The 21,586-nt window shown below is 60.2% G+C and carries 18 protein-coding genes and 7 pseudogenes; 8 read left to right on the forward strand and 17 right to left on the reverse strand.

Going from position 1 to position 21,586, the window contains the following annotated elements; translation table 11 throughout:
* Positions 1 to 301 precede the first annotated feature (301 nt).
* From ltrA (ACFSQT_RS01245) to ACFSQT_RS01255, 3 genes and pseudogenes are all read right to left on the reverse strand, one after another.
* Positions 302 to 2,125 carry a group II intron reverse transcriptase/maturase gene (ltrA, locus tag ACFSQT_RS01245; RefSeq protein WP_379016668.1) on the reverse strand — a complete coding sequence of 608 codons (1,824 nt, stop codon included), beginning with the start codon at positions 2,123 to 2,125 and terminating at the stop codon, positions 302 to 304.
* A gap of 102 nt (positions 2,126 to 2,227) precedes the next feature.
* Positions 2,228 to 2,968, reverse strand: a pseudogene (tnpC, locus tag ACFSQT_RS01250) (IS66 family transposase); the annotation flags it as partial.
* 427 nt (positions 2,969 to 3,395) lie between these two features.
* Positions 3,396 to 3,584, reverse strand: a complete 189-nt coding sequence (locus tag ACFSQT_RS01255; protein ID WP_095090369.1) for a hypothetical protein — start codon at positions 3,582 to 3,584, stop codon at positions 3,396 to 3,398.
* Between the two features lie 217 nt (positions 3,585 to 3,801).
* Between ACFSQT_RS01255 and istA the strand changes: the two genes are divergently transcribed.
* The 3 genes from istA to ACFSQT_RS01270 are packed head-to-tail and all read left to right on the forward strand — an operon-like array spanning position 3,802 to position 6,312.
* Positions 3,802 to 5,301 carry an IS21 family transposase gene (gene istA / locus ACFSQT_RS01260; protein WP_379016669.1) on the forward strand — a complete coding sequence of 500 codons (1,500 nt, stop codon included), beginning with the start codon at positions 3,802 to 3,804 and terminating at the stop codon, positions 5,299 to 5,301.
* Entirely contained in the window at positions 5,294 to 6,067 is a 774-nt protein-coding gene (gene istB, locus ACFSQT_RS01265; RefSeq protein ID WP_095090157.1) for an IS21-like element helper ATPase IstB, read from the forward strand. Before istA ends, istB begins: the two co-directional genes overlap by 8 nt.
* Complete coding sequence (locus tag ACFSQT_RS01270; protein ID WP_379016670.1) at positions 6,064 to 6,312, forward strand: hypothetical protein; 249 nt, start codon at positions 6,064 to 6,066, stop codon at positions 6,310 to 6,312. Before istB ends, ACFSQT_RS01270 begins: the two co-directional genes overlap by 4 nt.
* A gap of 84 nt (positions 6,313 to 6,396) precedes the next feature.
* Here ACFSQT_RS01270 and tnpC (ACFSQT_RS01275) read toward each other — a convergent pair.
* From tnpC (ACFSQT_RS01275) to tnpA, 3 genes and pseudogenes are all read right to left on the reverse strand, one after another.
* A pseudogene (tnpC, locus tag ACFSQT_RS01275) lies at positions 6,397 to 7,228 on the reverse strand (IS66 family transposase); the annotation flags it as partial.
* 54 nt (positions 7,229 to 7,282) lie between these two features.
* A complete protein-coding gene (tnpB, locus tag ACFSQT_RS01280; RefSeq protein ID WP_379016672.1) occupies positions 7,283 to 7,651 on the reverse strand; it encodes an IS66 family insertion sequence element accessory protein TnpB in 369 nt (122 codons plus the stop codon).
* Positions 7,617 to 8,075: an IS66-like element accessory protein TnpA gene (tnpA, locus tag ACFSQT_RS01285; RefSeq protein ID WP_379016673.1), complete on the reverse strand. Its 459-nt coding sequence runs from the start codon at positions 8,073 to 8,075 to the stop codon at positions 7,617 to 7,619. Before tnpA ends, tnpB begins: the two co-directional genes overlap by 35 nt.
* Positions 8,076 to 8,187: 112 nt before the next feature.
* Between tnpA and ltrA (ACFSQT_RS01290) the strand changes: the two genes are divergently transcribed.
* Positions 8,188 to 10,011, forward strand: a complete 1,824-nt coding sequence (gene ltrA / locus ACFSQT_RS01290) for a group II intron reverse transcriptase/maturase (protein ID WP_379016668.1) — start codon at positions 8,188 to 8,190, stop codon at positions 10,009 to 10,011.
* Here ltrA (ACFSQT_RS01290) and ACFSQT_RS01295 read toward each other — a convergent pair.
* From ACFSQT_RS01295 to ACFSQT_RS01305, 3 genes and pseudogenes are all read right to left on the reverse strand, one after another.
* Complete coding sequence (locus ACFSQT_RS01295; RefSeq protein ID WP_379016891.1) at positions 9,980 to 10,609, reverse strand: hypothetical protein; 630 nt, start codon at positions 10,607 to 10,609, stop codon at positions 9,980 to 9,982. The two genes, ltrA (ACFSQT_RS01290) and ACFSQT_RS01295, sit on opposite strands and share 32 nt — an antisense overlap.
* A pseudogene (locus ACFSQT_RS01300) lies at positions 10,605 to 10,652 on the reverse strand (hypothetical protein); the annotation flags it as partial. The gene ACFSQT_RS01295 and the pseudogene ACFSQT_RS01300, both read right to left, overlap by 5 nt.
* Positions 10,652 to 10,777, reverse strand: coding sequence for an IS1096 element passenger TnpR family protein (locus ACFSQT_RS01305; protein ID WP_379016675.1), 126 nt, complete (start codon positions 10,775 to 10,777; stop codon positions 10,652 to 10,654). The pseudogene ACFSQT_RS01300 and the gene ACFSQT_RS01305, both read right to left, overlap by 1 nt.
* 67 nt (positions 10,778 to 10,844) lie before the next feature.
* Here ACFSQT_RS01305 and tnpC (ACFSQT_RS01310) point away from each other — a divergent pair, with 67 nt between their 5' ends.
* Positions 10,845 to 12,128, forward strand: coding sequence for an IS66 family transposase (tnpC, locus tag ACFSQT_RS01310; RefSeq protein ID WP_379016677.1), 1,284 nt, complete (start codon positions 10,845 to 10,847; stop codon positions 12,126 to 12,128).
* A gap of 8 nt (positions 12,129 to 12,136) precedes the next feature.
* On the forward strand, positions 12,137 to 12,568 hold the full coding sequence (locus ACFSQT_RS01315; RefSeq protein ID WP_095090355.1) for an IS1096 element passenger TnpR family protein: 432 nt from the start codon (positions 12,137 to 12,139) through the stop codon (positions 12,566 to 12,568).
* Between the two features lie 169 nt (positions 12,569 to 12,737).
* Here ACFSQT_RS01315 and ACFSQT_RS01320 read toward each other — a convergent pair.
* From ACFSQT_RS01320 to ACFSQT_RS01350, 7 genes and pseudogenes are all read right to left on the reverse strand, one after another.
* A pseudogene (locus ACFSQT_RS01320) lies at positions 12,738 to 12,871 on the reverse strand (amidohydrolase); the annotation flags it as partial.
* A gap of 215 nt (positions 12,872 to 13,086) precedes the next feature.
* Positions 13,087 to 13,830, reverse strand: a complete 744-nt coding sequence (locus ACFSQT_RS01325; RefSeq protein ID WP_379016678.1) for an amino acid ABC transporter ATP-binding protein — start codon at positions 13,828 to 13,830, stop codon at positions 13,087 to 13,089.
* A gap of 3 nt (positions 13,831 to 13,833) precedes the next feature.
* Positions 13,834 to 14,892 (reverse strand): amino acid ABC transporter permease, encoded by a 1,059-nt coding sequence (locus ACFSQT_RS01330; RefSeq protein WP_379016679.1) that lies wholly within the window; start codon positions 14,890 to 14,892, stop codon positions 13,834 to 13,836.
* A gap of 33 nt (positions 14,893 to 14,925) precedes the next feature.
* Positions 14,926 to 15,780 carry an ABC transporter substrate-binding protein gene (locus tag ACFSQT_RS01335; protein WP_379016680.1) on the reverse strand — a complete coding sequence of 285 codons (855 nt, stop codon included), beginning with the start codon at positions 15,778 to 15,780 and terminating at the stop codon, positions 14,926 to 14,928.
* A gap of 227 nt (positions 15,781 to 16,007) precedes the next feature.
* Positions 16,008 to 16,386: pseudogene (locus ACFSQT_RS01340) on the reverse strand (thiolase family protein); the annotation flags it as partial.
* Between the two features lie 60 nt (positions 16,387 to 16,446).
* The gene (locus ACFSQT_RS01345; protein WP_379016681.1) at positions 16,447 to 17,076 is read right to left on the reverse strand and encodes a 3-oxoacid CoA-transferase subunit B; all 630 of its coding nucleotides are present in this window, start codon (positions 17,074 to 17,076) and stop codon (positions 16,447 to 16,449) included.
* Positions 17,077 to 17,094: 18 nt separating this feature from the next.
* On the reverse strand, positions 17,095 to 17,793 hold the full coding sequence (locus ACFSQT_RS01350; RefSeq protein WP_379016877.1) for a CoA transferase subunit A: 699 nt from the start codon (positions 17,791 to 17,793) through the stop codon (positions 17,095 to 17,097).
* A gap of 1,165 nt (positions 17,794 to 18,958) precedes the next feature.
* On the opposite strand from ACFSQT_RS01350, the gene ltrA (ACFSQT_RS01355) reads away from it, so the two are divergent.
* Both ltrA (ACFSQT_RS01355) and ACFSQT_RS01360 read left to right on the forward strand, forming a co-directional pair.
* Complete coding sequence (gene ltrA / locus ACFSQT_RS01355) at positions 18,959 to 20,218, forward strand: group II intron reverse transcriptase/maturase (protein WP_379016682.1); 1,260 nt, start codon at positions 18,959 to 18,961, stop codon at positions 20,216 to 20,218.
* A 74-nt stretch (positions 20,219 to 20,292) separates the two neighbouring features.
* Positions 20,293 to 20,494, forward strand: a pseudogene (locus ACFSQT_RS01360) (DDE-type integrase/transposase/recombinase); the annotation flags it as partial.
* Between the two features lie 239 nt (positions 20,495 to 20,733).
* Here ACFSQT_RS01360 and ACFSQT_RS01365 read toward each other — a convergent pair.
* A pseudogene (locus tag ACFSQT_RS01365) lies at positions 20,734 to 21,510 on the reverse strand (IS110 family RNA-guided transposase); the annotation flags it as partial.
* Positions 21,511 to 21,586: the final 76 nt, after the last annotated feature.

Consider the following 21,586-nt stretch of genomic DNA (forward strand, 5'->3'; position numbering starts at 1 on the left):
GGCGCGCGCCATCTGTTGGAGCACTGTGATGCGCATGGCAATGTGGAAATAGTCGAGAACGTGCTCCGCGTAGAGGCGCATGTAATATTGGAGGTCTCGCAGATTGCAGGCGCCATCCGACATGAAGGTCACTTCCTGGTTCATCGCCATGGCCTGATAGACCAACAGCTCGTGTATACGGCCCATCCTCGGGCACGGATTTGCCGACGATCACCTCGAAATTGGTCGGTCTGTTGGTCCAACGGTCCCGGTAGGGACGATGGTTGCCCATCGCCCCCCGGCCAGATCCGTACGTGCGGCACTACCGCATACGGCTCCTATCGGATGTTGTGACGGTGAACCGAGCATCTGGATGCGGATGCACCAGCCGACATGGTGGCAGGTATTTGCGAAGCAGCCTTTGGAAACGATCCCAAGACAGCCGGTTTCGTTGGCTTCGACGCATCAAAGCGTGTCGCCAAGCGCGACCAACTTCCCAGCGGAACCCTCCCAATCTTCGTAGATTGTCTGGCACCGCATGGTAGTTCAAATACCCCTGTAACACTTGCCGTAGCCACCGACCTACTACTGCCACCGGTTCATGGCGTCGTCGCATTAGCGTTTCCCGAATGGCCGCCAGCGTCGTGCGCATGCGCTTCTTGATCGTCAGACGGACAATCTTGAAGCCCCCATCATTGCGCCGCCTGCCACAGCAATGCGTGAATCCCAGAAAGTCGAAAGTCGTTGGCTTGCGGATACCACGTTCCCGGCATTGTCGCGCAGCATACCGCCCAAAGCGTATTAGCCGCGTCTTTTCCGGGTGTAGTTGCAAGCCGAACTGAGCGAGACGCTCCCGCAATGCTTGCAGGAAGCGCTGCGCCTCTCCTTCGTACTGGAACCCAATCACGCTGTCGTCGGCATAACGTACAATGATCACGTCGCCTTTAGCATCTCGAGTACGCCATTGCTGGACCCATAAATCCAATGCGTAATGCAGGTAGATGTTCGATAGCACGGGGCTAATTACAGAGCCTTGAGGAGTTCCTCGCGTTGATGCCACGCGGCGGCCATCCTCAATCGTGCCCGCTTTCAACCATTTGTGGATCAGACGAATCAGCTTGCGGTCACCAACTCGATGCGACAGGAAACGAACCATCCACTCGTGATCGATTTCATCGTAAAACGAGCGAATATCCGCGTCCAGTATCCAGTTGATCTTCCGTTTGTCGATCCCAACCCACAAGGCGTCCAGCGCGTCATGCTGTCCCCTTCCTTGTCGGAACCCATATGAGAAGCCGAGGAAGTCTTGCTCATAGATCGCGTTCAGAACCGTGGTGACGGCCATCTGCACGACTTTTTCTTCCAGCGCTGCAATGCCGAGGGGACGGAGTCTTCCGTCATTCTTCGGAATGTAGACCCGTCGGGACGGTTGTGCACGATATGCACTGGATTGAATCTCCCGATGTAATTCGTGCACACGCCAGTCGAGCATCTTCTCATAGTCGTACCACGTCACGCCGTCCACACCGCTCGCCGCCTGCTTGCGAAGCGCATGGAAGCTCTCCACCAATAGCGTCGGGGTAATGTGGTGCATCAGCGTCGTGAAACGCAACTTCGGGTCCCGTTTGGCGGCTTCCCGTACGCCCTCGATACCCATCGAAGCGTGTTTGATCCGGCTCTGCGTCCGGCACGCTGGAGTTTCGAAGACGTTCCCTCCGATTACACCCCTTCCCTCCATCGCCTCCGCAGGATCATCTCCCTTGTTCGGCAACTTCTGCGGTACTATGGGTGTATCCGACTTCTCATCAGCGTCGATGACTGGCTTGTGGTCAGCGACCTTCCCAGTCCCGTCCAGTCCATTTGCACTGGACACTGATGAGATCTCGCTGCTTCCGTATGAAAGACTTCCCGGCATGCACAGGGTCTCCGACCGCGCGGGATCGGGGCATGGCTTGCGATTAACGCCATGCACCGTGTTGCCTTCCGCTTCGCTTAACAGCGTCGGCATCCCGAATTGATCATTTCGCGGCTCAATGGCCGGCCTGCCGGTTTCCCCTGTCAACGCTTCGACGCACACCTCGCGATGTGCCCCGCATGACTCGGGGTCAGAGTGATTCGCCACTTCTTCTCCGTATTGAACTTTCATCAACTATCTTTCATCGGCTTTGCAGCCGCACTAAGCGCTCATTTCCATGCACGTTGATGCGGTCCGGTTGATGTGATGGGCGTATCCTGCGGTCGCTTTTGATCAGGCCGCGTCGGCTTTGGCGAAGTTGAAGGGCAGCAGGTCTGTGATGTCGGCATCTGTTGCGCGCTGCGGCAGTTCGCTGAGGACGTGGCGCAGATATGCCAAGGGCTCGATGCCGCAAGCTCGGCATGTCAGCATGAGGCTGTAGACGACGGCGCTCGCCCTGGCTCCGTCCACGGTGTCGCTGAACAGCCAGGACTTTCTGCCGGTGGCAAAGATTCTGATGTCGCGTTCGAGGAGGTTGTTGTCGATCGGCATCCTGCCGTCTTCTGTGTAGCGTGTCAGGTATTCCCACTGGTTCAGGGTGTAGGACACGGCGTCGCCGATCTTGCTATCGGGCAAGACCTTCGGGGCGATGTCGTCGAGCCATACCTTGAGGGCGTTCAGGATGGGGACGCTGTGTTGCTGGCGGAAGCGGCGAATGCAGCTGGCCTGCGTTTCACCTTTGTCCGGTTTTTCGTCGCGCGCTTGCTTTTCAATCCGGTAGAGCTGTTCAAAGAACTTCAGCGCCTGCTCCGGCGGACCGCCGCCTTTCTTTCTTGCCTTGAGGGCATCCACGAAGCGACGTCTGGCATGGGCCATACATCCAACATGGGTGGCCCCTGCCAGCGTGCGCCAAGCGGTATAGCCATCGCTCATCAGGATGCCGCGGTAATCGCCGAGGAAGGCCTGCGGATAAATCTGGCCGCGGCCGGGTTGATAATCGAGAAGAACGATCGGTTCGTCACTGTCCTCGCTGCTGGTGTCGATGGCGGTTGAGAACCGCGTATAGATGGCGCCGAGAGGGAATTGATGCGGAATTCGGCTCGGAGTGGTGCTGAATGACGCTGATGATCTGATTTGGTTGGGGATGAGAGCGCGGGATGCGCCGACAGGAGCCCGGAGGGCGACTGAGGCGCATCCCGCGCTGCGTCCGCGCATGCTACATGTGCGGAGCGCCGCAATCAGACATCGACCCACTACCACGTAAACTCGATGTCCTATCCCAACGGCCCGTGTGAGGGGACTTGCAGGTCCCCGGGCACTGATGCCGACTGGTTCACGGTATGCGCCAGCATAATGGCATTGGCGCATTCCGTCGAGCTTTTCCCCGCAATCCCGACGGCGTTCCGAGAGGTTCGCCGCCGCAATGCAAACCGGTCGTTTCTTTCTCTGCGCACGGTGCCGCTCACAGGTCTTGCTTTGCCGGCATTGCGATCGGGGTCAGCGCTTCTGTGGTTCTGACTGCGCCCATGAAGCCCGCCGTGACAGTCTGCGTGCGGCGGGGCTGCGCTACCAGAACACCCGCCGGGGCCGCTTTGCCCACGCCGACCGCTCCCGCCGATATCGCCAGCGCTGCAAAAACAACGTGACGCATCAGTCTGCACCTTGTCTGCCGGATGGTTCACGACTGAACGCGCCCCTGATCGACGGCACCGTCGCACTGGACGACGTCACCGCTGAAGCGGTGCCATCGATCCCTCCGGCTCCGTGCTGCCGGCGCTGCAGTTGTCGGCTGCCGCCGTTCTTTCGCGGCGGCTTCGTGCGTCGCCGAGGGGCCTATGTCCGTCAACACGACTATGGAGACCCAACCGATGACCATATCCGCCGAGAAGGAAGCGATGATCCTGCGCCTGTACCACGTTGAGAGGTGGCGCTGTGGAACGATCGCAACGCAATTGCATTGCCACCATACGACGGTCTTCCGGGTTCTGAAGGAGGCCGGTCTGCCCCGCCACAGGCCGGTGATACGTCCCGCCGAGGTCGACCAGTATCTGCCGTTCGTCCAGCGGACGCTTGAGACATATCCAGACCTGACCGCCAGCCGCCTGTACGGGATGGTGCAGGAGCGCGGCTACAAGGGCTCGTCCTCCCACTTCCGGCATATGATCGCGCTCCACCGTCCGCGCAAGGCTGCGGAAGCGTTCCTGCGTCTGCGCACCCTGCCGGGCGAGCAAGGCCAGGTCGACTGGGCGCATTTTGGTCACATCGAAATCGGCAAGGCTCGCCGCCCGCTGATGGCCTTCGTCATGGTGTTGTCCTACTCGCGCGACATCTATCTGCGCTTCTTTCTTGATGCCCGCATGGAAAACTTCCTGCGCGGCCACGCCGGTGCGTTCAACGCCTGGAATGGTTTGCCCAGGGTGCTGCTCTATGACAACCTTAAGAGCGCTGTGCTTGAGCGTCACGGCGATGCCATCCGGTTCCATCCGACACTTCTGGCCTTCGCGGGCCATTATCGCTTCGAGCCCCGTCCCGTCGCCGTGGCGCGGGGCAACGAAAAGGGCCGCGTCGAGCGCGCCATTCGCCACATCCGGGAAGCCTTCTTCATCGCCCGCAAGTTCAAGGACCTCGACGATCTGAATGCCCAGGCCGAACAATGGTGCCGCAACCAGGCCGCCGACCGGCCATGCCCCGAGGACCGGACGATGACGGTTCGTCAGGTGTTTGCGCAGGAGCAGCCCATGCTTCTGCCATTGCCCACCAACCCGTACCCCATCGAGGAGCAGATCGCCGCGAAGGTCGGAAAGACACCCTATGTCCGCTTCGACCTGAACGATTACTCGGTTCCCCATACTCATGTCCGGCGCACGCTCACCGTGCGCGCCGATCTCGCCCAGGTCCGGATATTCGATGCCGCCACGATGATCGCCAGCCACCGCCGCAGCTACGACCGGGGCCAGCAGATCGAAGACCCCCGGCACCTCAAGGCGCTCGTCGCCGTCAAGCGCGAAGCGCGCCAGCATCGGGGCCTCAACAGTTTGACGCGCGCCGTGCCGGCCTGCCAGAAACTGATGATCCACGCCGCCGAGCGCGGCGCCAATATCGGCGCGATCACCAATGCCATGCTCAAACTGCTCGACCTCTACGGCGCCACCGAACTCCAGGCCGCCGTCGAAGATGCCTTGCAGGCCGCGGCCTCTCATTCGAGATCGGTTCACGTCGCGCTCGAACGCCGCCGGATCGCGCGTGGCGCTCCACCGCCGGTCGAAACAAGGCTGCCGGAGCATGTCCGCAAAAAGGATACGGTCGTACAGCCCCACAAGCTCGACCGTTACGATCAACTCACTTCCGCAGGCAACGACGATGAATAATCCCGGCATCCTGTTCAACCGCGCCAGGGCGCTGCGCCTCAATGGCCTGATCGCCCACTGGGACGAAATCGCCGACGCGCCGTGGCTGGCCGCCGTGCTTCAATGGGAGGAAGAAGAGCGCTCCGACCGCTCATTGCGGCGACGCATGCGCGCCGCCAGGCTTGGCCACTTCAGGCAACTGGCCGATTACGACTGGAAATGGCCGCGTCGTATCGATCGCGCCGCCATCGAGGAACTGATGACGCTGTCCTTCGTCAAGGAGGCCGCCAACATCGTCCTTATCGGCCCTAACGGCGTCGGCAAGTCCACGCTCGCTCTTAACGTCGCCTACCAGGCGCTGGTCGCCGGCCATTCGGTCCTCTTCCGCACCGCCAGCGAAATGCTCGGCGAGCTCGCCGCCATCGACAGCGATTCCATGCTCCGCCGAAAGCTGCAGTACTATGCGGCGCCCGATATCCTGGTCATCGACGAGGTCGGATATCTCTCCTATTCCAACCGTCATGCCGATCTGCTGTTCGATCTCATCAGCCGCCGATACGAGAAACGCTCGACCATCGTCACCACCAACAAGCCCTTCGCGCAATGGTCGGAGGTCTTCCCCAATGCCGCCTGCGTCGTCAGTCTGGTCGATCGCCTTTTGCACCATTGTGAGGTCATTCCCATCGAAGGCGATTCTTACCGCTTCAAGGAAGCCTCCGAGCGCTCGAAGGCGCAGCGTCAACAACGCACCAGCCACCCCGCTGACGAAAAGGAGCCTGCAGCATGACCGGAAATCCTCATCAGCCGTCCGGTCTCGGGCGTGGAATCCAGTTCATCGTCAATGCCGAATGGACACCCGAGCAAGCAGCCGCCGTCTTCGAACTCCTCGACGATCTGCGAGACTGCATCTGGAGCCGTTACGCTCCCCACATCCAGCAGTTTGTCCGTCACCAACAAGCCCCTGACGATCAGCACCCTTCCAGCGACGAGCAGACACGGCAAAAGCCCCATCCTCTCGATCCCTCCTGGTAAAAAATACAAAGCGGCCCCATCGGGCCGCTTTCTCCTCCACAATCCTCGGCACCATTTGTCCGCGCTTTCTCGCAGCCGTTAACAGCTGCGATACGCCCACATGTAAGATGTGCTGGTGGCCTCCCTGTCCTTTTCCTTCAGCACCTGGACCGTCGTCTCGTCGCCGTGGATGAGGGACTGCGACCTGAGCCGCAGCTTCAGCGCGTCATAGATGCGGGAGAGATGCCTCTCGCTCGAGCCGATCACCCAGTGACCCAGTGCGCCACGGCTGACAGGAACGCCGGCGCGCTCGAAGGCTTGGGCCAGACGATAGAGCGGCGTGCCGTCGACGTATTTGTGAACAAGAGCAAAGGCCAGCGTCGAGGCCGTGGCGATGCTGCCCGGCAAGGGCTGCGCGGGCATCGGCGCGATGATAACCGGCGTGTTGATGCCGGTGCGATCGCAATGGCGGCAGGCATACTTGAACCGAACATTCTGCAGGACCTTTGCCTGCACCTCGATATGAAGCTGCTCGGTGACGGCCTCACCCATGCGATGCATCTGGTGACGGCAGCAGGGGCAGGCCTTCTGATCGTCGGCAAGGTCATATTCGACGCGTTCGCGCGGCAGGTGTTCCGGTAGAGGCTTGCGGCCACGCTTCTTTCCCTCCGGCTTTCCAGCGGACGCAAAGCCAGTGTCCGGCAGGTCGATGACCTCGCCATCGCCGCCGCCGGCGTTCGTCTTCATCGGCAACCTCGGCTTCATTGAAGAGACGGTCCACGTGCTTTTCGCTCTTCGGCGCAAAACGATGAAGCCGCGCCAGTACCAACTCTTCCTCGAGCTTGACCACGCGTTCCGTGAGCTGACGGTTCTCTGCCTGCAGCGCCGCAATGCGCGCCATCAACTCCTCAACAGTGGGTTCGCCGGGTCGGGTCATCAGATTCTTGAATCTGAACCGTTTCGCCCCGTCAACCGCACACGTTGAGCGCTGTCAGCCGGCGATCTGGTATTGCCGCACCGGATGGCGGACCATCGCGTCGATGTCGATGCCGTCGAGAATCCAATGGAGCTGTTCGGTCGAAAGCGTAACCACCGCCGTCTCCCGGCGCGGCCAACGAAACTTGTCTTCCGTTAATCGCTTCAGGACCATCACAAAACCGGACCGATCGAAGAACAACAACTTCATCCGGTCGCGGCGGCGATTGCAAAACGCAAAGACCGCAGGCGCAAACGGGTCAAGCTCCATCACCTCCTGCACCAGGACCGCAAGGCTGTTTATGCCGGCGCGAAAGTCGATCGGCTCGCGATGCAGGTAGACCTTGATATCAGCGCCCAGTCTGAACATGGCCCAGTGCTCCAATGATCGCCGTCAACGCATCCACATCACCGCATTCCAGCGAAAGCTTCACGCCGTTCGGCAGCAACGCGCTGATTTTGGAAGAACCTGACAGACGGGCCGTCTTCTTCAGTGATGCCGGTTGTTCTTCACTACACGCGACCGGCATATCCAGCGAGCAGGTCCCGACAGGCAGGCTACAGTCTGCTGCGATGACTGGGATAAACGCCGAGCTGCCAGATACCGCCGAGGAGTAAGCCTCCCTGGCATCCTTGACCCATTTGCGCAGAAGGTTGGCATTGACCCCATGGGCAAGCGCGAGGCCTGATATCGACACACCAGGCTCAAGGCAGGCCGCAACAAGCCGCGCCTTTGATCCCGGATCGTACTGGCGTCGCCCATCGCGCCCCACACGCCGCACAGGCAGTTTCTGATCATCGTCACTCATATTTGGTGTCCACCTATTTTAAGTGGACACTTCATGCGGCAGAGACCTCAACGCGAAAAGGTGCCAGGAAATTAGCGCTTAGTGCGGCTGCAAAGCCGATGAAAGATAGTTGATGAAAGTTCAATACGGAGAAGAAGTGGCGAATCACTCTGACCCCGAGTCATGCGGGGCACATCGCGAGGTGTGCGTCGAAGCGTTGACAGGGGAAACCGGCAGGCCGGCCATTGAGCCGCGAAATGATCAATTCGGGATGCCGACGCTGTTAAGCGAAGCGGAAGGCAACACGGTGCATGGCGTTAATCGCAAGCCATGCCCCGATCCCGCGCGGTCGGAGACCCTGTGCATGCCGGGAAGTCTTTCATACGGAAGCAGCGAGATCTCATCAGTGTCCAGTGCAAATGGACTGGACGGGACTGGGAAGGTCGCTGACCACAAGCCAGTCATCGACGCTGATGAGAAGTCGGATACACCCATAGTACCGCAGAAGTTGCCGAACAAGGGAGATGATCCTGCGGAGGCGATGGAGGGAAGGGGTGTAATCGGAGGGAACGTCTTCGAAACTCCAGCGTGCCGGACGCAGAGCCGGATCAAACACGCTTCGATGGGTATCGAGGGCGTACGGGAAGCCGCCAAACGGGACCCGAAGTTGCGTTTCACGACGCTGATGCACCACATTACCCCGACGCTATTGGTGGAGAGCTTCCATGCGCTTCGCAAGCAGGCGGCGAGCGGTGTGGACGGCGTGACGTGGTACGACTATGAGAAGATGCTCGACTGGCGTGTGCACGAATTACATCGGGAGATTCAATCCAGTGCATATCGTGCACAACCGTCCCGACGGGTCTACATTCCGAAGAATGACGGAAGACTCCGTCCCCTCGGCATTGCAGCGCTGGAAGAAAAAGTCGTGCAGATGGCCGTCACCACGGTTCTGAACGCGATCTATGAGCAAGACTTCCTCGGCTTCTCATATGGGTTCCGACAAGGAAGGGGACAGCATGACGCGCTGGACGCCTTGTGGGTTGGGATCGACAAACGGAAGATCAACTGGATACTGGACGCGGATATTCGCTCGTTTTACGATGAAATCGATCACGAGTGGATGGTTCGTTTCCTGTCGCATCGAGTTGGTGACCGCAAGCTGATTCGTCTGATCCACAAATGGTTGAAAGCGGGCACGATTGAGGATGGCCGCCGCGTGGCATCAACGCGAGGAACTCCTCAAGGCTCTGTAATTAGCCCCGTGCTATCGAACATCTACCTGCATTACGCATTGGATTTATGGGTCCAGCAATGGCGTACTCGAGATGCTAAAGGCGACGTGATCATTGTACGTTATGCCGACGACAGCGTGATTGGGTTCCAGTACGAAGGAGAGGCGCAGCGCTTCCTGCAAGCATTGCGGGAGCGTCTCGCTCAGTTCGGCTTGCAACTACACCCGGAAAAGACGCGGCTAATACGCTTTGGGCGGTATGCTGCGCGACAATGCCGGGAACGTGGTATCCGCAAGCCAACGACTTTCGACTTTCTGGGATTCACGCATTGCTGTGGCAGGCGGCGCAATGATGGGGGCTTCAAGATTGTCCGTCTGACGATCAAGAAGCGCATGCGCACGACGCTGGCGGCCATTCGGGAAACGCTAATGCGACGACGCCATGAACCGGTGGCAGTAGTAGGTCGGTGGCTACGGCAAGTGTTACAGGGGTATTTGAACTACCATGCGGTGCCAGACAATCTACGAAGATTGGGAGGGTTCCGCTGGGAAGTTGGTCGCGCTTGGCGACACGCTTTGATGCGTCGAAGCCAACGAAACCGGCTGTCTTGGGATCGTTTCCAAAGGCTGCTTCGCAAATACCTGCCACCATGTCGGCTGGTGCATCCGCATCCAGATGCTCGGTTCACCGTCACAACATCCGATAGGAGCCGTATGCGGTAGTGCCGCACGTACGGATCTGGCCGGGGGGCGATGGGCAACCATCGTCCCTACCGGGACCGGTCCAACTGCGCACGTAGCCGCCATCGATGCCGATCGTCACGGGCGGTCCGGGGATCGGCATCTTGTTCCATTCGGCCTGGCATCCGCTCGCGAAAGTCGCCTGCTCGGGGCCGAGTTCGGCTTCGAGACGCTCGGCGAGCCGCATCGCGTCGTTCCTGATCGTCGACGCGTTCACGGCCTTGTCGATCGGCAATACGTCGGCCAGAAAAGCGGCAGTAACACCGTAGGCCGCAAGCGAAGCCCAACGCGCCTCAAACGCAAGCAGATCGGGCGTAACACGTTCGGGCAAAGCGGCCACAGCAGGCGCGACAGTGCCGGGCACCGCTTGGCATTTACAGCATCTATATCGTGGGCTCGTCAGCGTGAGCTTGCCGAAGCACGTTGGTACGGTGATTGTGCGATTGTCCTTATCGCAACGAAGCAGCCGATCGATGTCGCCGAAGCGGAACCGATCGAGGAGCGCGTCATAGCCTCTCGGGCTTGAGCTCGGCCTCAACCCGGATTTCGTGTTCCCACAGATCGCCGAAATCATATTCATAGTGGATGCGCCGGCGCACGCGCAGTTGGAGATCCGCGAGCATCACCTCGCGCCCCGCCGCGTCACGGTGGCGCTCGCCTGTCCGCGTCGTGCCGTGAAAGCATGGAGATGGTAGTTCTCCCAGCCAAAAGCAATCTGGATTGTTCGGTGCAGCGCGTAGATTGTCATTTCCCCCGCGACGAGCGTAATTACTCACGCCCTTGTCAGGGGCAAGAATCCCTGAATCTATGGGGATATGGATCGCACTGATTTGCAGCGTCTGACGAAGGAAGAGTTGATCGATCTGGTGCTGCGGATACAGCGGCCAGAGAAGACATCACGCACGTCGTCCAAGCCACCTTCGAGCGATCGCAAGGCGCGTCGGGACAGGGCAAAGCCTGGCGGCGCCAAGGCGGGTCATGAAGGTCACAGCCGCGCCATGAGTGAGGATGCCGATCGCATCATCGATCATCATCCCGACCAATGCCTTTGCTGCCGCGCCAGCCTGTCGAGCGATCTTGCTGCCGAAACCGTCAGCGAGCACGACAAGATTGAGCTTCCCGCGATCAGGCCTTTGATTGAGCGCCATCGGCGCCTGGCAGTCCGTTGCCCGTCCTGCGGCACGCTGGTCGTCGCGGCTGTGCCAGATGCGGCGAAGGGGACGCCGTTCGGGCCACGCGTGCACGCCGTAGCGACCTATCTCAAGACTTTCCAGGCCCTGTCCTACGAGCGGCTGCAGGGCGCGTTCGCGAACCTTTTCGGTCTCAACATTAGCCAGGGCGGACTGATGAACATGTTGCGCCGTGCGCAGGGCGCGTTCGCGGCTGAGTGCGACAAGGCCGTCGCGGCGTTGCGCCGGGCCAAGGTCATCGCCTCCGATGAGACCGGCGTGCGGATCGAAGGAAGCAACGCCTACCACTGGGTGTTTCGCTGCGCCGAAGCGGTTGTTCATCAAGCGGCGCCAACGCGCGGCGCTGTCGTGGTCCGGACCCTGATGGACGGCCATCGGCCCGACGTCTGGTGTTCCGATCGCTATGCCGCACAACAAGGTCACGCAAATGCGCATCAGACCTGCCTGGCGCATCTCGCCCGCGACGTCGCCTATGCGGACGAGGCAAGTGAGGACATGCTGCCCTCACGGCTCAAACGTTGGCTGCAAAGGGCCTTCGCCCTAGCCGACGGTATGGAAACCTTCGCCGCCTCGACCATCGCCGGCAAGCGTCGCGCCCTGGAGCGAAGTCTGGACGATATCTTCGCCACCACAACGTCGTGCGATCTGGCCCGCGACATCCAAAACAAGTTCAGGCGAGCTCGTGATCAACTTTTGACCTTTGCCCAATGGCCAGGAATGGTCGACGCGACGAACAACGCCTGCGAACGGGCGCTGAGACCCGCCGTCGTTCAACGGAAGATCACCAACGGCTATCGCGCCATGTGGGCCGCCCAGGGCGAAGCCGACATTCGAACCGTCGTCGACACGGCTCGTCTCGCGCCAGGCACGAACTCCTTCAAAATCATCCTTCAAACCGTCAGCGCCTGAAATCTGCGATGACTGAGCCCGCGACCTTGATCTTCCGAGCCTCTCTTCGGGCACGGCTTTGTCGGGACATCGAGGTGTCGAGTTCGAGCACGCTGGCGGATCTGGCCGAAGCCATCGTAGCGGCATTTGGCTTCGACTTGGATCACGCCTACGGCTTCTATTCAAAGCTGACGGGAAAGCTGTTCGACTCGCCCCTGCGGTTCGAACTCTTCGCCGACATAGAGGGGAGCGGCTCTCGCAGCGTGAAGGGCACCCGCGTCAGCACAGCCTTCCAGAAGGTGGGCTCGGCAATGACCTTCTTGTACGACTACGGCGACGAGTGGCGCTTCCGCGTTGAACTTATTGGAACAGGGCAGGCGCAGCCCGATGCCAATTACCCGAGGATCGTCAGCAAGATCGGCAAGGCTCCCCCGCAGTACCCGGACATCGACGACGAGTGACGACGCACCGTGCCGCATCGAGGGGGCGAGGGGGTGGGTAATTACCGACGAGCAGCCGGCGCCAAATCATCGGCGTGATTCGTCGCAAGTAACGGACATGGCGGCGAAACTAAAGTAGAGCCGACGAGACCCCCAGCTTTTTCATGCTCCCTCAACGTACAGTTGACCTTTGACCACACCCATGGCTAGCAACAAAAGCTGCTGTCCTCTGAACGCGTAAAGCAGCTCCGGATGCTGGTGGAGATCTCGTCGCCATCCAACGATATCCGGATGCAGATCAGCAACGCGATTGACAATGGGCATGTGACACCGCTCATGACGTACGGCCTTTAAGGTGGCCTACCCAACCAACCCAGAAGGGCCTACATCTATCCCGCTATTCCTGCGCAAATGAATAAATGCCACGTGTAGATGGGCGCGATCTAGAATTGCGTCGCCGCCGCGCACTCGTCACCTCCGAATCCCTTCGGAAGAATCACCGCTTTGGTCAGGTGGCGAGTGTCTTTTTCAAGAGCCCCCTAAAGCCGCCCCGCCTCGATGATTTGTTTCAGGAATTGGCGCGTGCGGGGTTCGGTCGGGTTGCCGAAGATCTGCTCCGGCGGACCTTTTTCCAGCAGGGTGCCTTGCTCCAGAAACACCACCATGTCAGAGACTTCACGCGCGAATTGCATTTCGTGCGTGGCGAGAATCATCGTCATGCCTTCGCCCGCCAAATCGCGGACGATGTTCAGCACCTCAGCCACCAGTTCGGGGTCAAGGGCCGATGTAATCTCGTCCAAGAGCAGCGCCTCGGGGCGCATGGCGATAGCGCGAACGATGGCGACGCGCTGTTGCTGGCCGCCTGATAGTTGGTCGGGATAATAGCCGGCTCGGTGGCTGAGCTGTACGCGGCCCAGCAACGCGCGGGCCTGGTCGCGCGCTTCCACGCGGCTTTCACCCAGCAGGCGCATAGGGCCAGCCATGATGTTTTCTTCCACCGACAGATGCGGGAAGAGGTTGAAGGATTGAAACACCATGCCAACTTTGCGGCGCAGCCGATTTTCATCCACTCCCGGCCCCGACACCACATCGCCGTCGATGGCAATTTGCCCGGCGTTGATGGTTTCCAGCGTGTTAATGCAGCGCAATAGGGTGGATTTGCCCGACCCTGACGCCCCGATCAGGCTGACGACCTGATGACGGTCCACCTCCAGATCAATGCCTTTCAGCACCTCGTGGCTCCCGTAGATCTTTTTCAGGTTGGAAATCTCGATAAAGGCCATGGCCTACCCCCGCTTCCGTTTTTCCAGGCCGCGTTCTAGCATCCAATCCACAAAGCGGGTCTGGGGGATGGTGACGACGACAAACAGGATCGCCACGACAAGCACAGATGACAGGTTGAAGTTGGCGCTGGCGTAAAATTTCGCCTGGTTGAATGCGTCCATCGTGCCAATCACGTTAACCAACGAGGTATCTTTTTGCAGCGCGATGAAGGCCCCCAGCAGCGGCGGGATCACGATACGGATGGCCTGCGGCAGGATGAACCAGCGCACCGTTTGGGCGAAGGAAAAGCCAAGCGAGCGGCTGGCCGACCATTGCGAGGGGTGGATGGAATCGATGCCCGAGCGGTAGATTTCGGCCACATAGGCCGAATACGTCAGTGTTAGCGCGATGATGGCGAACCATTGTGATGAGACTTTCGAGATCAGCGGTAATCCGGTCAGGGGCAGGCCAAAACCGATCAGGTAAAGCACGATTATCGCGGGCAAGGCGCGGAAGAGGTCGATATAGGCGATGGCCAGCATCCGCACGGGCGCACCGGCCTTGCCGGGGGTCAACCGAGCGACGGCAAGGAGCAGCCCGGCGATCATCACCAGAACCTGCGCGATAAGGGCCAGCTTGATATTCACAAGGAAGGCCTTGGCCACATCGGCGGCTGAGGCTGTCATCAAATCCCAGCGCAGGAAGGTTTTCTGAATCTTGCCATCATTGAACAAGATCATCTGTACCAGAAAAAAGCCGATCATCAGAGCCAACGTCAGGCCAAAGACGATCAGCCCACTGCTGCGCGCACCCGCCGCGCTGGCGCGAGCGGCAAGAACGTCAGAGCGGCTCGTTTCGGTACGTGACTGGAGCGCCATAGCCAGCGCCCGTGCAGCGAGCCACAGCGTCACAGCGGCCGCCGCGATTGCTGTGTAAAGCGTGACTGTTGCCAAGCCATGCAGGCCGGGGTCACTGACCCCGGCGCGCACTGCGCTGCCGATGATGCCAATCCCAAACAACCCGGCCGCAGCCGTGGTCAGGGCCGCAACCGCCAAGCCAAAGCTAGGCGGCGCGGGGCTCAATTTTTGCAAATCCGGACCTGACATAGTTCTTGATCAGTTCAACGGCCAGATGGCGACAGCATTCGGGTCTTTGCCGAACGCCGAGGTCAGGTAGGTGGCCGAGAGCGTTTTCAGCGTGCCGTCCGCCGCCATTGCGCCTACGACCTTGTCTACGGCAGGCGTATTAGCCGAACCTTTCGGCGTGATGACATTGACACCCCATTTGGTTTCAAACTGGCCCACCACATCCAGCGCGCCCTTGGTGCCCGCCGTGGCAGTCAACAGAATCGCGGTGTCATTCATGATCGCATCGACCTGATCAGCCATAAGAGCGGCCACCATCTCGGGCACACCATGATACTGGCTGGCTGCAACATTAGGCTTCAGCGTGTTGATTACCCAATCGGCGCCAAGGCTGCCTAGCATCACGCCAATGCGCTTGTCTTTCAGGTTGGCCGCCGTGACATCGGCCCCGGTCTTCACCGCAACGCCCAGATTGGCCGCAAAGTAGTTCTGCGAGAAGTCGAATACTTCGCGGCGCTTGTCGGTGGCGCTGGCCGAGGCCATGGCGATGTCATAACCGGTCGCCGCGCCGCTGATGAACTGGTCCCAGGCAAGGTTCATCAGCTTCATGTGCTTCAGACCCGCGCGGTGGGCGATTTCAGCGGCAAGGCAATATTCGAAACCGTCCTTGGTTTCCTCGGGCGAGGTGCCGTTCCACCAGCCTGGGTTCGGCAGTACGGTAGCCACGATCAGCGTATCGGCCTCGACCGTGGCCAGCGAGATGCTGCCCACTTCGCCGGTGGGTGCACAGTTGCCAAAGTTCGGCGCGTCGCCATCGGCAAGGGCTAAGCCCGGCAGGGTAAAGGCGGCAAGAAAGGCGGCGGCGAAGGTGCGTTTGGAAATCATGTCAGGTCCTCCTAATCGGGGTTGGTGTTTGGGTCTGTTCGCCTGCTTTTGATGGGACGTAAGGTTCCATCAGAAGCAACATATGTTATTGATAATTGCGCATGTCGGCGGGAAATGTCTTGCCTTTGAATGTGCTCAAGCGCTGTGGCGATCGTCTGGTGTGCGCCGCTCCCGCCGCCGCCTCTCCATCAGGCTCGGGATGTGGGTTAGGTTCTTCAGCCATTCAAAAAGCTCCCGATTACAGCGCCCGCGTTGAGGTGGAGATCAGGGGGATCGTCACGCCTCCCCGTGGCGATCTGCTGGATGCCGAGCGCAATTGCCCTGAGGCCGGAGCCGCAAACCTAGTTGAGGCCCCAGGCGGTGGTCTCCTTGGGCAGGCCGGCACTGATAGAGGCCTGGCGGGCCGGGTTCTGGCCCTGGGGCGGCGGTCAGCACCTGGCCGAGGATGACTTCGTCAACTTCCGCGGGATCGACGTTGGCCCGCGCGAGCAATTCCTTGATGACCACGGCGCCGAGCTCGTGCGCCGGGGTGGCGGCGAAACTGCCGTTGAAGGAACCGACCGCCATGCGGGCGGCGCTGGCGACGACTATGGACCGGGTGCTCATGATAGGTCCCTTCGCTGGTTCAAAGTGCAGAGGATGGGCATGCCCGCGGGAGTGCCCTGATCAGTTGACGATCGCTGCCTCGGTGGCGTTGCGGAACTCGGCATCGGTGACGCCATCAGCGAGCTCCACCAGGTTCAATCCGCCTTCGACGACGTCGAGCACGCCAAGATTGGTGATGATGCGATCCACGACCCCCTGCCCGGTGAGCGGCAGCGTGCAAGCCTTCAAGACCTTGGATTCGCCAGCCTTGTTGGTGTGGTCCATGACGACTACGACGCGCTTCACACCCGCTACGAGATCCATCGCGCCGCCCATGCCCTTGACCAGCTTGCCAGGGATCATCCAGTTGGCGAGGTCGCCGTTCTCGGCCACCTCCATGGCGCCGAGGATCGCCATGGCGATCTTGCCGCCGCGGATCATGGCGAAGCTTTGTGCCGAGTCGAAGAAGGCCGAGTGCGGTAGCGCCGTCACCGTCTGCTTGCCGGCATTGATCAGGTCGGCGTCGATCTGGTCCTCGGTCGGAAATGGGCCGATGCCGAGCAGGCCATTCTCCGACTGCAGCGTCACATGCACGCCCTCAGGAATGTGGTTGGCGACCAGGGTCGGGATGCCGATGCCGAGATTGACATAAGTGCCGTCCTCCAGCTCGCGCGCGGCGCGCGCCGCCATCTGATTCCTGTCCCAGGCCATAGATCTCTCCTCTCCGCCTCAAGCCGCCGCGCGCGCCGTGCGCTGTTCAATGCGCTTCTCATGCTCGCCCTGAATCAGGCGGTGCACGTATATCCCCGGCAGGTGGACCTGATCGGGATCGAGGGTGCCGACGGGCACGATTTCCTCGACTTCCGCAACGCAGATCCTGCCGCAGGTGGCGGCGGGCGGGTTGAAGTTGCGCGCCGTCTTTCGAAAGACGAGATTGCCCGATGTGTCTGCCTTCCAGGCCTTGACGATCGACAGGTCCGCGACGATGCAGGTCTCGAGCACATAGCTCTCGCCGTTGAAACTCTTCACCTCCTTGCTCTCGGCAACCACGGTGCCGACGCCTGTTTTGGTGTAGAAGCCAGCGATACCCGCGCCGCCGGCGCGCATACGCTCGGCCAGCGTCCCTTGCGGATTGAACTCGAGTTCCAGCTCGCCGCTCAGGTACTGCCGCATGAATTCGGCATTCTCGCCGACATAGGACGACATCATCTTCTTGATCTGCTTCGTCTTCAGCAGCACGCCCAGCCCGAAGTCATCGACGCCGCAATTGTTCGAGGCGACCGTCAGGTCTTTGATGCCGGCTTCTCGAATGGCGTCGATCAGAAGCTCCGGTATGCCGCAGAGGCCAAATCCCCCGGCAGCGATCATCATTCCATCAAACAATAGACCTTCCAGCGCAGAGCCAGCATCGCTATGGACTTTGTTCATGAAGCTCCCAAATAACCTTATCGCTTGCTGTTTTCGCGGTAACCGCGACGGATGCGGTAGCTGCACAGTCATTGCTTGCAGCTCCGACCGAAATCCCGTCTCACTTCCGCCTTCGCCAACGAAGAATCTAGACCGGATCAACCTCAGCGAGAAAATAGCACGGGGCATCTTCCGATTTGTGTTGCGTTTCGTTGAGCATCATTTGCGAGAATGCCTTGGTCAAATACTGATTGTGTATCCTCGTCATCTGGAAGTGAGATGGGCGCAAACGCCTGCCGAGCAGATGTTTTAATACATCCGCTGCCTACTCAGAGTGGAAAAGATCACAGCGTCGACGATGTTGATTTGATTTGGCGGCGCCGCCGCCCTACTGAATCGGCAACGCAGGATGACCAGCTGATCGATGGCAGACGCAACACAGCTGATGTCCGGCCCAATTCGATTAATAACCCGCGACCGCGCAGTAGTTCACAATTCGGCGGGAGTGATCCGGTCGATCAAGCCCCGTCGGCCGCGCTCCGCACGATTATAGCCCAGGGACGCAAGCGCATCGGCTTGCTCGTTGTCGCAGGCGCTTTGGCCGGGATGGCCAAAGCGGACCGGGGCGACGTGTGGCATCTGGACGAGGGTGTGCCGCGAGGCGCCCGCAGTAATGTGGGAGCCGAGCTGCACGGAAGATGAGGGTAAGGCCCCTCGAAGCCGACCGTCAGGGGTAGGCTTCAAACCACTGCAAGCTGCGACGGTAAAGAGCCGTGGTGGTGAGCGTTGCAGAAAAGGCGGGCTTTAGTCCGTCAGGTGAGGTTTAGAGAGACGAGCGCAAGCGAACCGCTGATGACGTGTCGAAAAGTGCAAGATGATGTCGAAACCGGGAGGAATTCGTTAGCCCGGGACGAGTCTGGGGGGCGACCTGATTTCTGCCCAGGCGACATCCGGCATGAAGGCGGCGTGACTCTTAACCAGGCTTTCGTGTGGAACGCGGGAACCTGTCGCCCCGATGTCAAGGGAGAAACCCAAGCAGGCGGCCCCTGCGAGGGTGAGATTACCGAAGCGGGGCACAGGGGCGGAGCAGCCCGTAGTAGTGCTGAAGGTCCTGTAATGGGGCTGGAGCGAAGGGGATGCGTTGTTCAGCTCTGGAGCGAGGACAACCGGCGACGGGAGGATCCTCGTGGATAGAGCAAAGTCGTATACGATCCCGAAAAGAGAGGTGTGGGAAGCATATAAGAGGGTTAGAGCCAACCAAGGAGCGGCTGGTATTGACGGCCAGACGATTGCGGACTTTGAGGCTGATCTTACGAACAACCTGTACAAGCTCTGGAATCGGCTGGCGTCGGGCAGCTACTTTCCGCCGCCGGTGCGGCGGGTCGACATACCCAAGAGCGATGGGAAGACGCGTCCGCTGGGCATACCCACGGTCGCCGATCGCATTGCGCAGATGGTGGTCAAACGCCGTCTGGAACCAACGGTGGAGCCTAAATTCCATCCGGATTCCTATGGATATCGGCCCGGCAAATCGGCGCTCGATGCGATCGGCGTGGCGCGACGGCGATGCTGGCGTTACGACTGGGTTCTTGATCTTGATATCAAGACCTTCTTCGATAGCATCGAACCGGACCTGCTGATGCGGGCTGTGCGCAAGCACACCGATTGCCCGTGGGCGCTTCTCTACATCGAGCGATGGCTGGAAGCGCCAGTGCAGATGCCGGACGGAAGTCTCGTCGCCAGAGAACGAGGAACGCCACAGGGCGGGGTGATCAGCCCCCTCTTGGCAAACCTCTTTCTTCACTACGCGTTTGACATGTGGATGTGTCGGAATTTCCCGGACATTCCGTTTGAACGCTATGCTGACGACGCGATCTGTCATTGCCGGACCGAGGACCAGGCGATGGCGCTTCGGCGAGCCTTGGACGCGCGTCTTACTGACTGCGGGCTGACGCTTCATCCTGACAAGACTAAAATTGTCTACTGCAGGGATGAAAGTCGGCGAGGTACTCACACGGTCCACAAGTTCGACTTTCTCGGCTACACGTTCAGGCCGAGACTGGTGAGCAAGAGGGCCGGGGGCATGGGTGTTTCATTCGGTCCTGCGGCCAGTCCGACGGCGCTCAAAGCGATCCGGGGCACTATTCGTAGTTGGTCCCTGCATCTGCGCAGTGACAAGGCTCTTGATGATCTGGCGCGGATGTTCAACTCGTACATTCGCGGCTGGATCAACTATTATGGACGGTTCTGTCCTTCGGCTCTCCAACCCACCCTTTGGAACATCGAACGATACTTGGCTCGATGGGCTTCGGGAAAGTACAAGTCCTTGCGGGGGCACAAGCGGAGATCCCGACATTGGCTTCTGCGCATCGCGCAACGCCAACCTCGGCTGTTCGCCCATTGGCCTCTGCTGCATGGATACGGCCGGACAATGGGAGCCGGATGATGCGAGAGTATCACGTCCGGTTCTGAGAGAGCGCGGGGGTGCAACTCCCCCGCGCCACTCGCCTGGCCGTCACCATCGCGGGCAAGAAACACTGGTTGTGGCGAGCCCTCGATCAAGACGGCTATGTGCTCGACGAGATCGTCCAGAGCCGGCGCAACACCAAGGCGGCCAAGCGATTGCTTACCAGGCTGCTGACCAAGCAGGGCGTCGTACCAAAACGGATGATCACCGACGTTACGTTCCTACGGGGCCGCTCAGCGGCATGTATGGACGGCCTCCGCGTGGCAAGGGGAATCTGCGGCGTTTCTGACGAGTTGGTCGGGTGCAGGCATGTATACGGCCTTTGATTGCGGCGCGTTCATGCCGCAGGCCCTGATGAAGTCCGCTGATCGGATCCCAGACAGGTCAACGCGCTTCTAAGCGGCACCCACTGAGCGGGTTTGTCCGATCCCGGCTCGACCGTCCGTCATCACACCATCAGCACCTCACCAATCCCTGCATCCTCCGCGACCGCCTCATGCGGCGGCGGAAGCCTCAAAGCGTCGGCCGGTCGTCATTAGCGCCCAAACGATCCTCGCCATTTTATTCGCCAGGGCAACGGCGACGACGTTGTATGGCTTCTTCGCCAGAAGCTCAGCTGCCCAGCGGGTAGACGCCGGTTTGCCCTTTCGGCTGAAGCGGAGCACGGCATGGGCACCGACCACGAGAAGGCGGCGCAGGTAAGGATCGCCCTGCTTGCTGATCCTGCCGAGGCGATCCTTGCCGCCGGATGAGTTCTGCCGCGGCACCAGGCCTATCCACGCCGCCAATTGTCGGCCGGATTTGAAGAGCGACGCGTCTGTCACCGTAGCGGCGATTGCGCTGGCAGTGATCGGGCCAATTCCAGGGATCGTCTCGAGGCGGCGGCTCAACTCGTTCGAGCGATGCCAAGCATGAATCTGGCGATCCATCTCGCTGACCTTCCCGTGCACCTCTCGCAACTGCCCGATCAGCGGAAGAAGCGCGGACCGCGCAAGCGGTGGGATGAGATCGTGATCATCGTCCTCGACCAACGCGATCAGCATACCGACGCCGGCAATGCCCTGTCGCGTCACGATGCCGAACTCCGCCAAGTGGCCGCGCAAGGCGTTCACCAGCATTGTCCGCTGCCGGATCAAAAGCTCGCGGACCCGATGCAGCATCAGCACACTCTGTTGCTCCTGGCTCTTCACCGGAACGAAGCGCATCGTGGGTCGCGCCACCGCCTCGCAAATCGCCTCGGCATCCGTCGCATCATTCTTCTGCCGCTTCACTAATCACGAGATCCCCGTAATGCGGAGGAGCGCGGCCTGATTGGCGGATTTTCGCCGGTTTTGTCCATGTTCCTCC

It is taken from the genome of Mesorhizobium calcicola, assembly GCF_042682105.1.
GTDB lineage: Bacteria > Pseudomonadota > Alphaproteobacteria > Rhizobiales > Rhizobiaceae > Mesorhizobium > Mesorhizobium calcicola.

Bases quoted from the DNA above. Each gene is read 5' to 3' on its own strand.
- ltrA (WP_379016668.1), bottom strand. From the start codon at position 2,125: ATGAAAGTTCAATACGGAGAAGAAGTGGCGAATCACTCTGACCCCGAG.
- ACFSQT_RS01255 (WP_095090369.1), bottom strand. From the start codon at position 3,584: ATGCGTCACGTTGTTTTTGCAGCGCTGGCGATATCGGCGGGAGCGGTC.
- istA (WP_379016669.1), top strand. From the start codon at position 3,802: ATGACCATATCCGCCGAGAAGGAAGCGATGATCCTGCGCCTGTACCAC.
- istB (WP_095090157.1), top strand. From the start codon at position 5,294: ATGAATAATCCCGGCATCCTGTTCAACCGCGCCAGGGCGCTGCGCCTC.
- ACFSQT_RS01270 (WP_379016670.1), top strand. From the start codon at position 6,064: ATGACCGGAAATCCTCATCAGCCGTCCGGTCTCGGGCGTGGAATCCAG.
- tnpA (WP_379016673.1), bottom strand. From the start codon at position 8,075: ATGAGTGACGATGATCAGAAACTGCCTGTGCGGCGTGTGGGGCGCGAT.
- ltrA (WP_379016668.1), top strand. From the start codon at position 8,188: ATGAAAGTTCAATACGGAGAAGAAGTGGCGAATCACTCTGACCCCGAG.
- ACFSQT_RS01295 (WP_379016891.1), bottom strand. From the start codon at position 10,609: ATGAATATGATTTCGGCGATCTGTGGGAACACGAAATCCGGGTTGAGG.
- ACFSQT_RS01305 (WP_379016675.1), bottom strand. From the start codon at position 10,777: ATGACAATCTACGCGCTGCACCGAACAATCCAGATTGCTTTTGGCTGG.
- tnpC (WP_379016677.1), top strand. From the start codon at position 10,845: ATGGATCGCACTGATTTGCAGCGTCTGACGAAGGAAGAGTTGATCGAT.
- ACFSQT_RS01315 (WP_095090355.1), top strand. From the start codon at position 12,137: ATGACTGAGCCCGCGACCTTGATCTTCCGAGCCTCTCTTCGGGCACGG.
- ACFSQT_RS01325 (WP_379016678.1), bottom strand. From the start codon at position 13,830: ATGGCCTTTATCGAGATTTCCAACCTGAAAAAGATCTACGGGAGCCAC.
- ACFSQT_RS01335 (WP_379016680.1), bottom strand. From the start codon at position 15,780: ATGATTTCCAAACGCACCTTCGCCGCCGCCTTTCTTGCCGCCTTTACC.
- ACFSQT_RS01345 (WP_379016681.1), bottom strand. From the start codon at position 17,076: ATGGCCTGGGACAGGAATCAGATGGCGGCGCGCGCCGCGCGCGAGCTG.
- ACFSQT_RS01350 (WP_379016877.1), bottom strand. From the start codon at position 17,793: ATGAACAAAGTCCATAGCGATGCTGGCTCTGCGCTGGAAGGTCTATTG.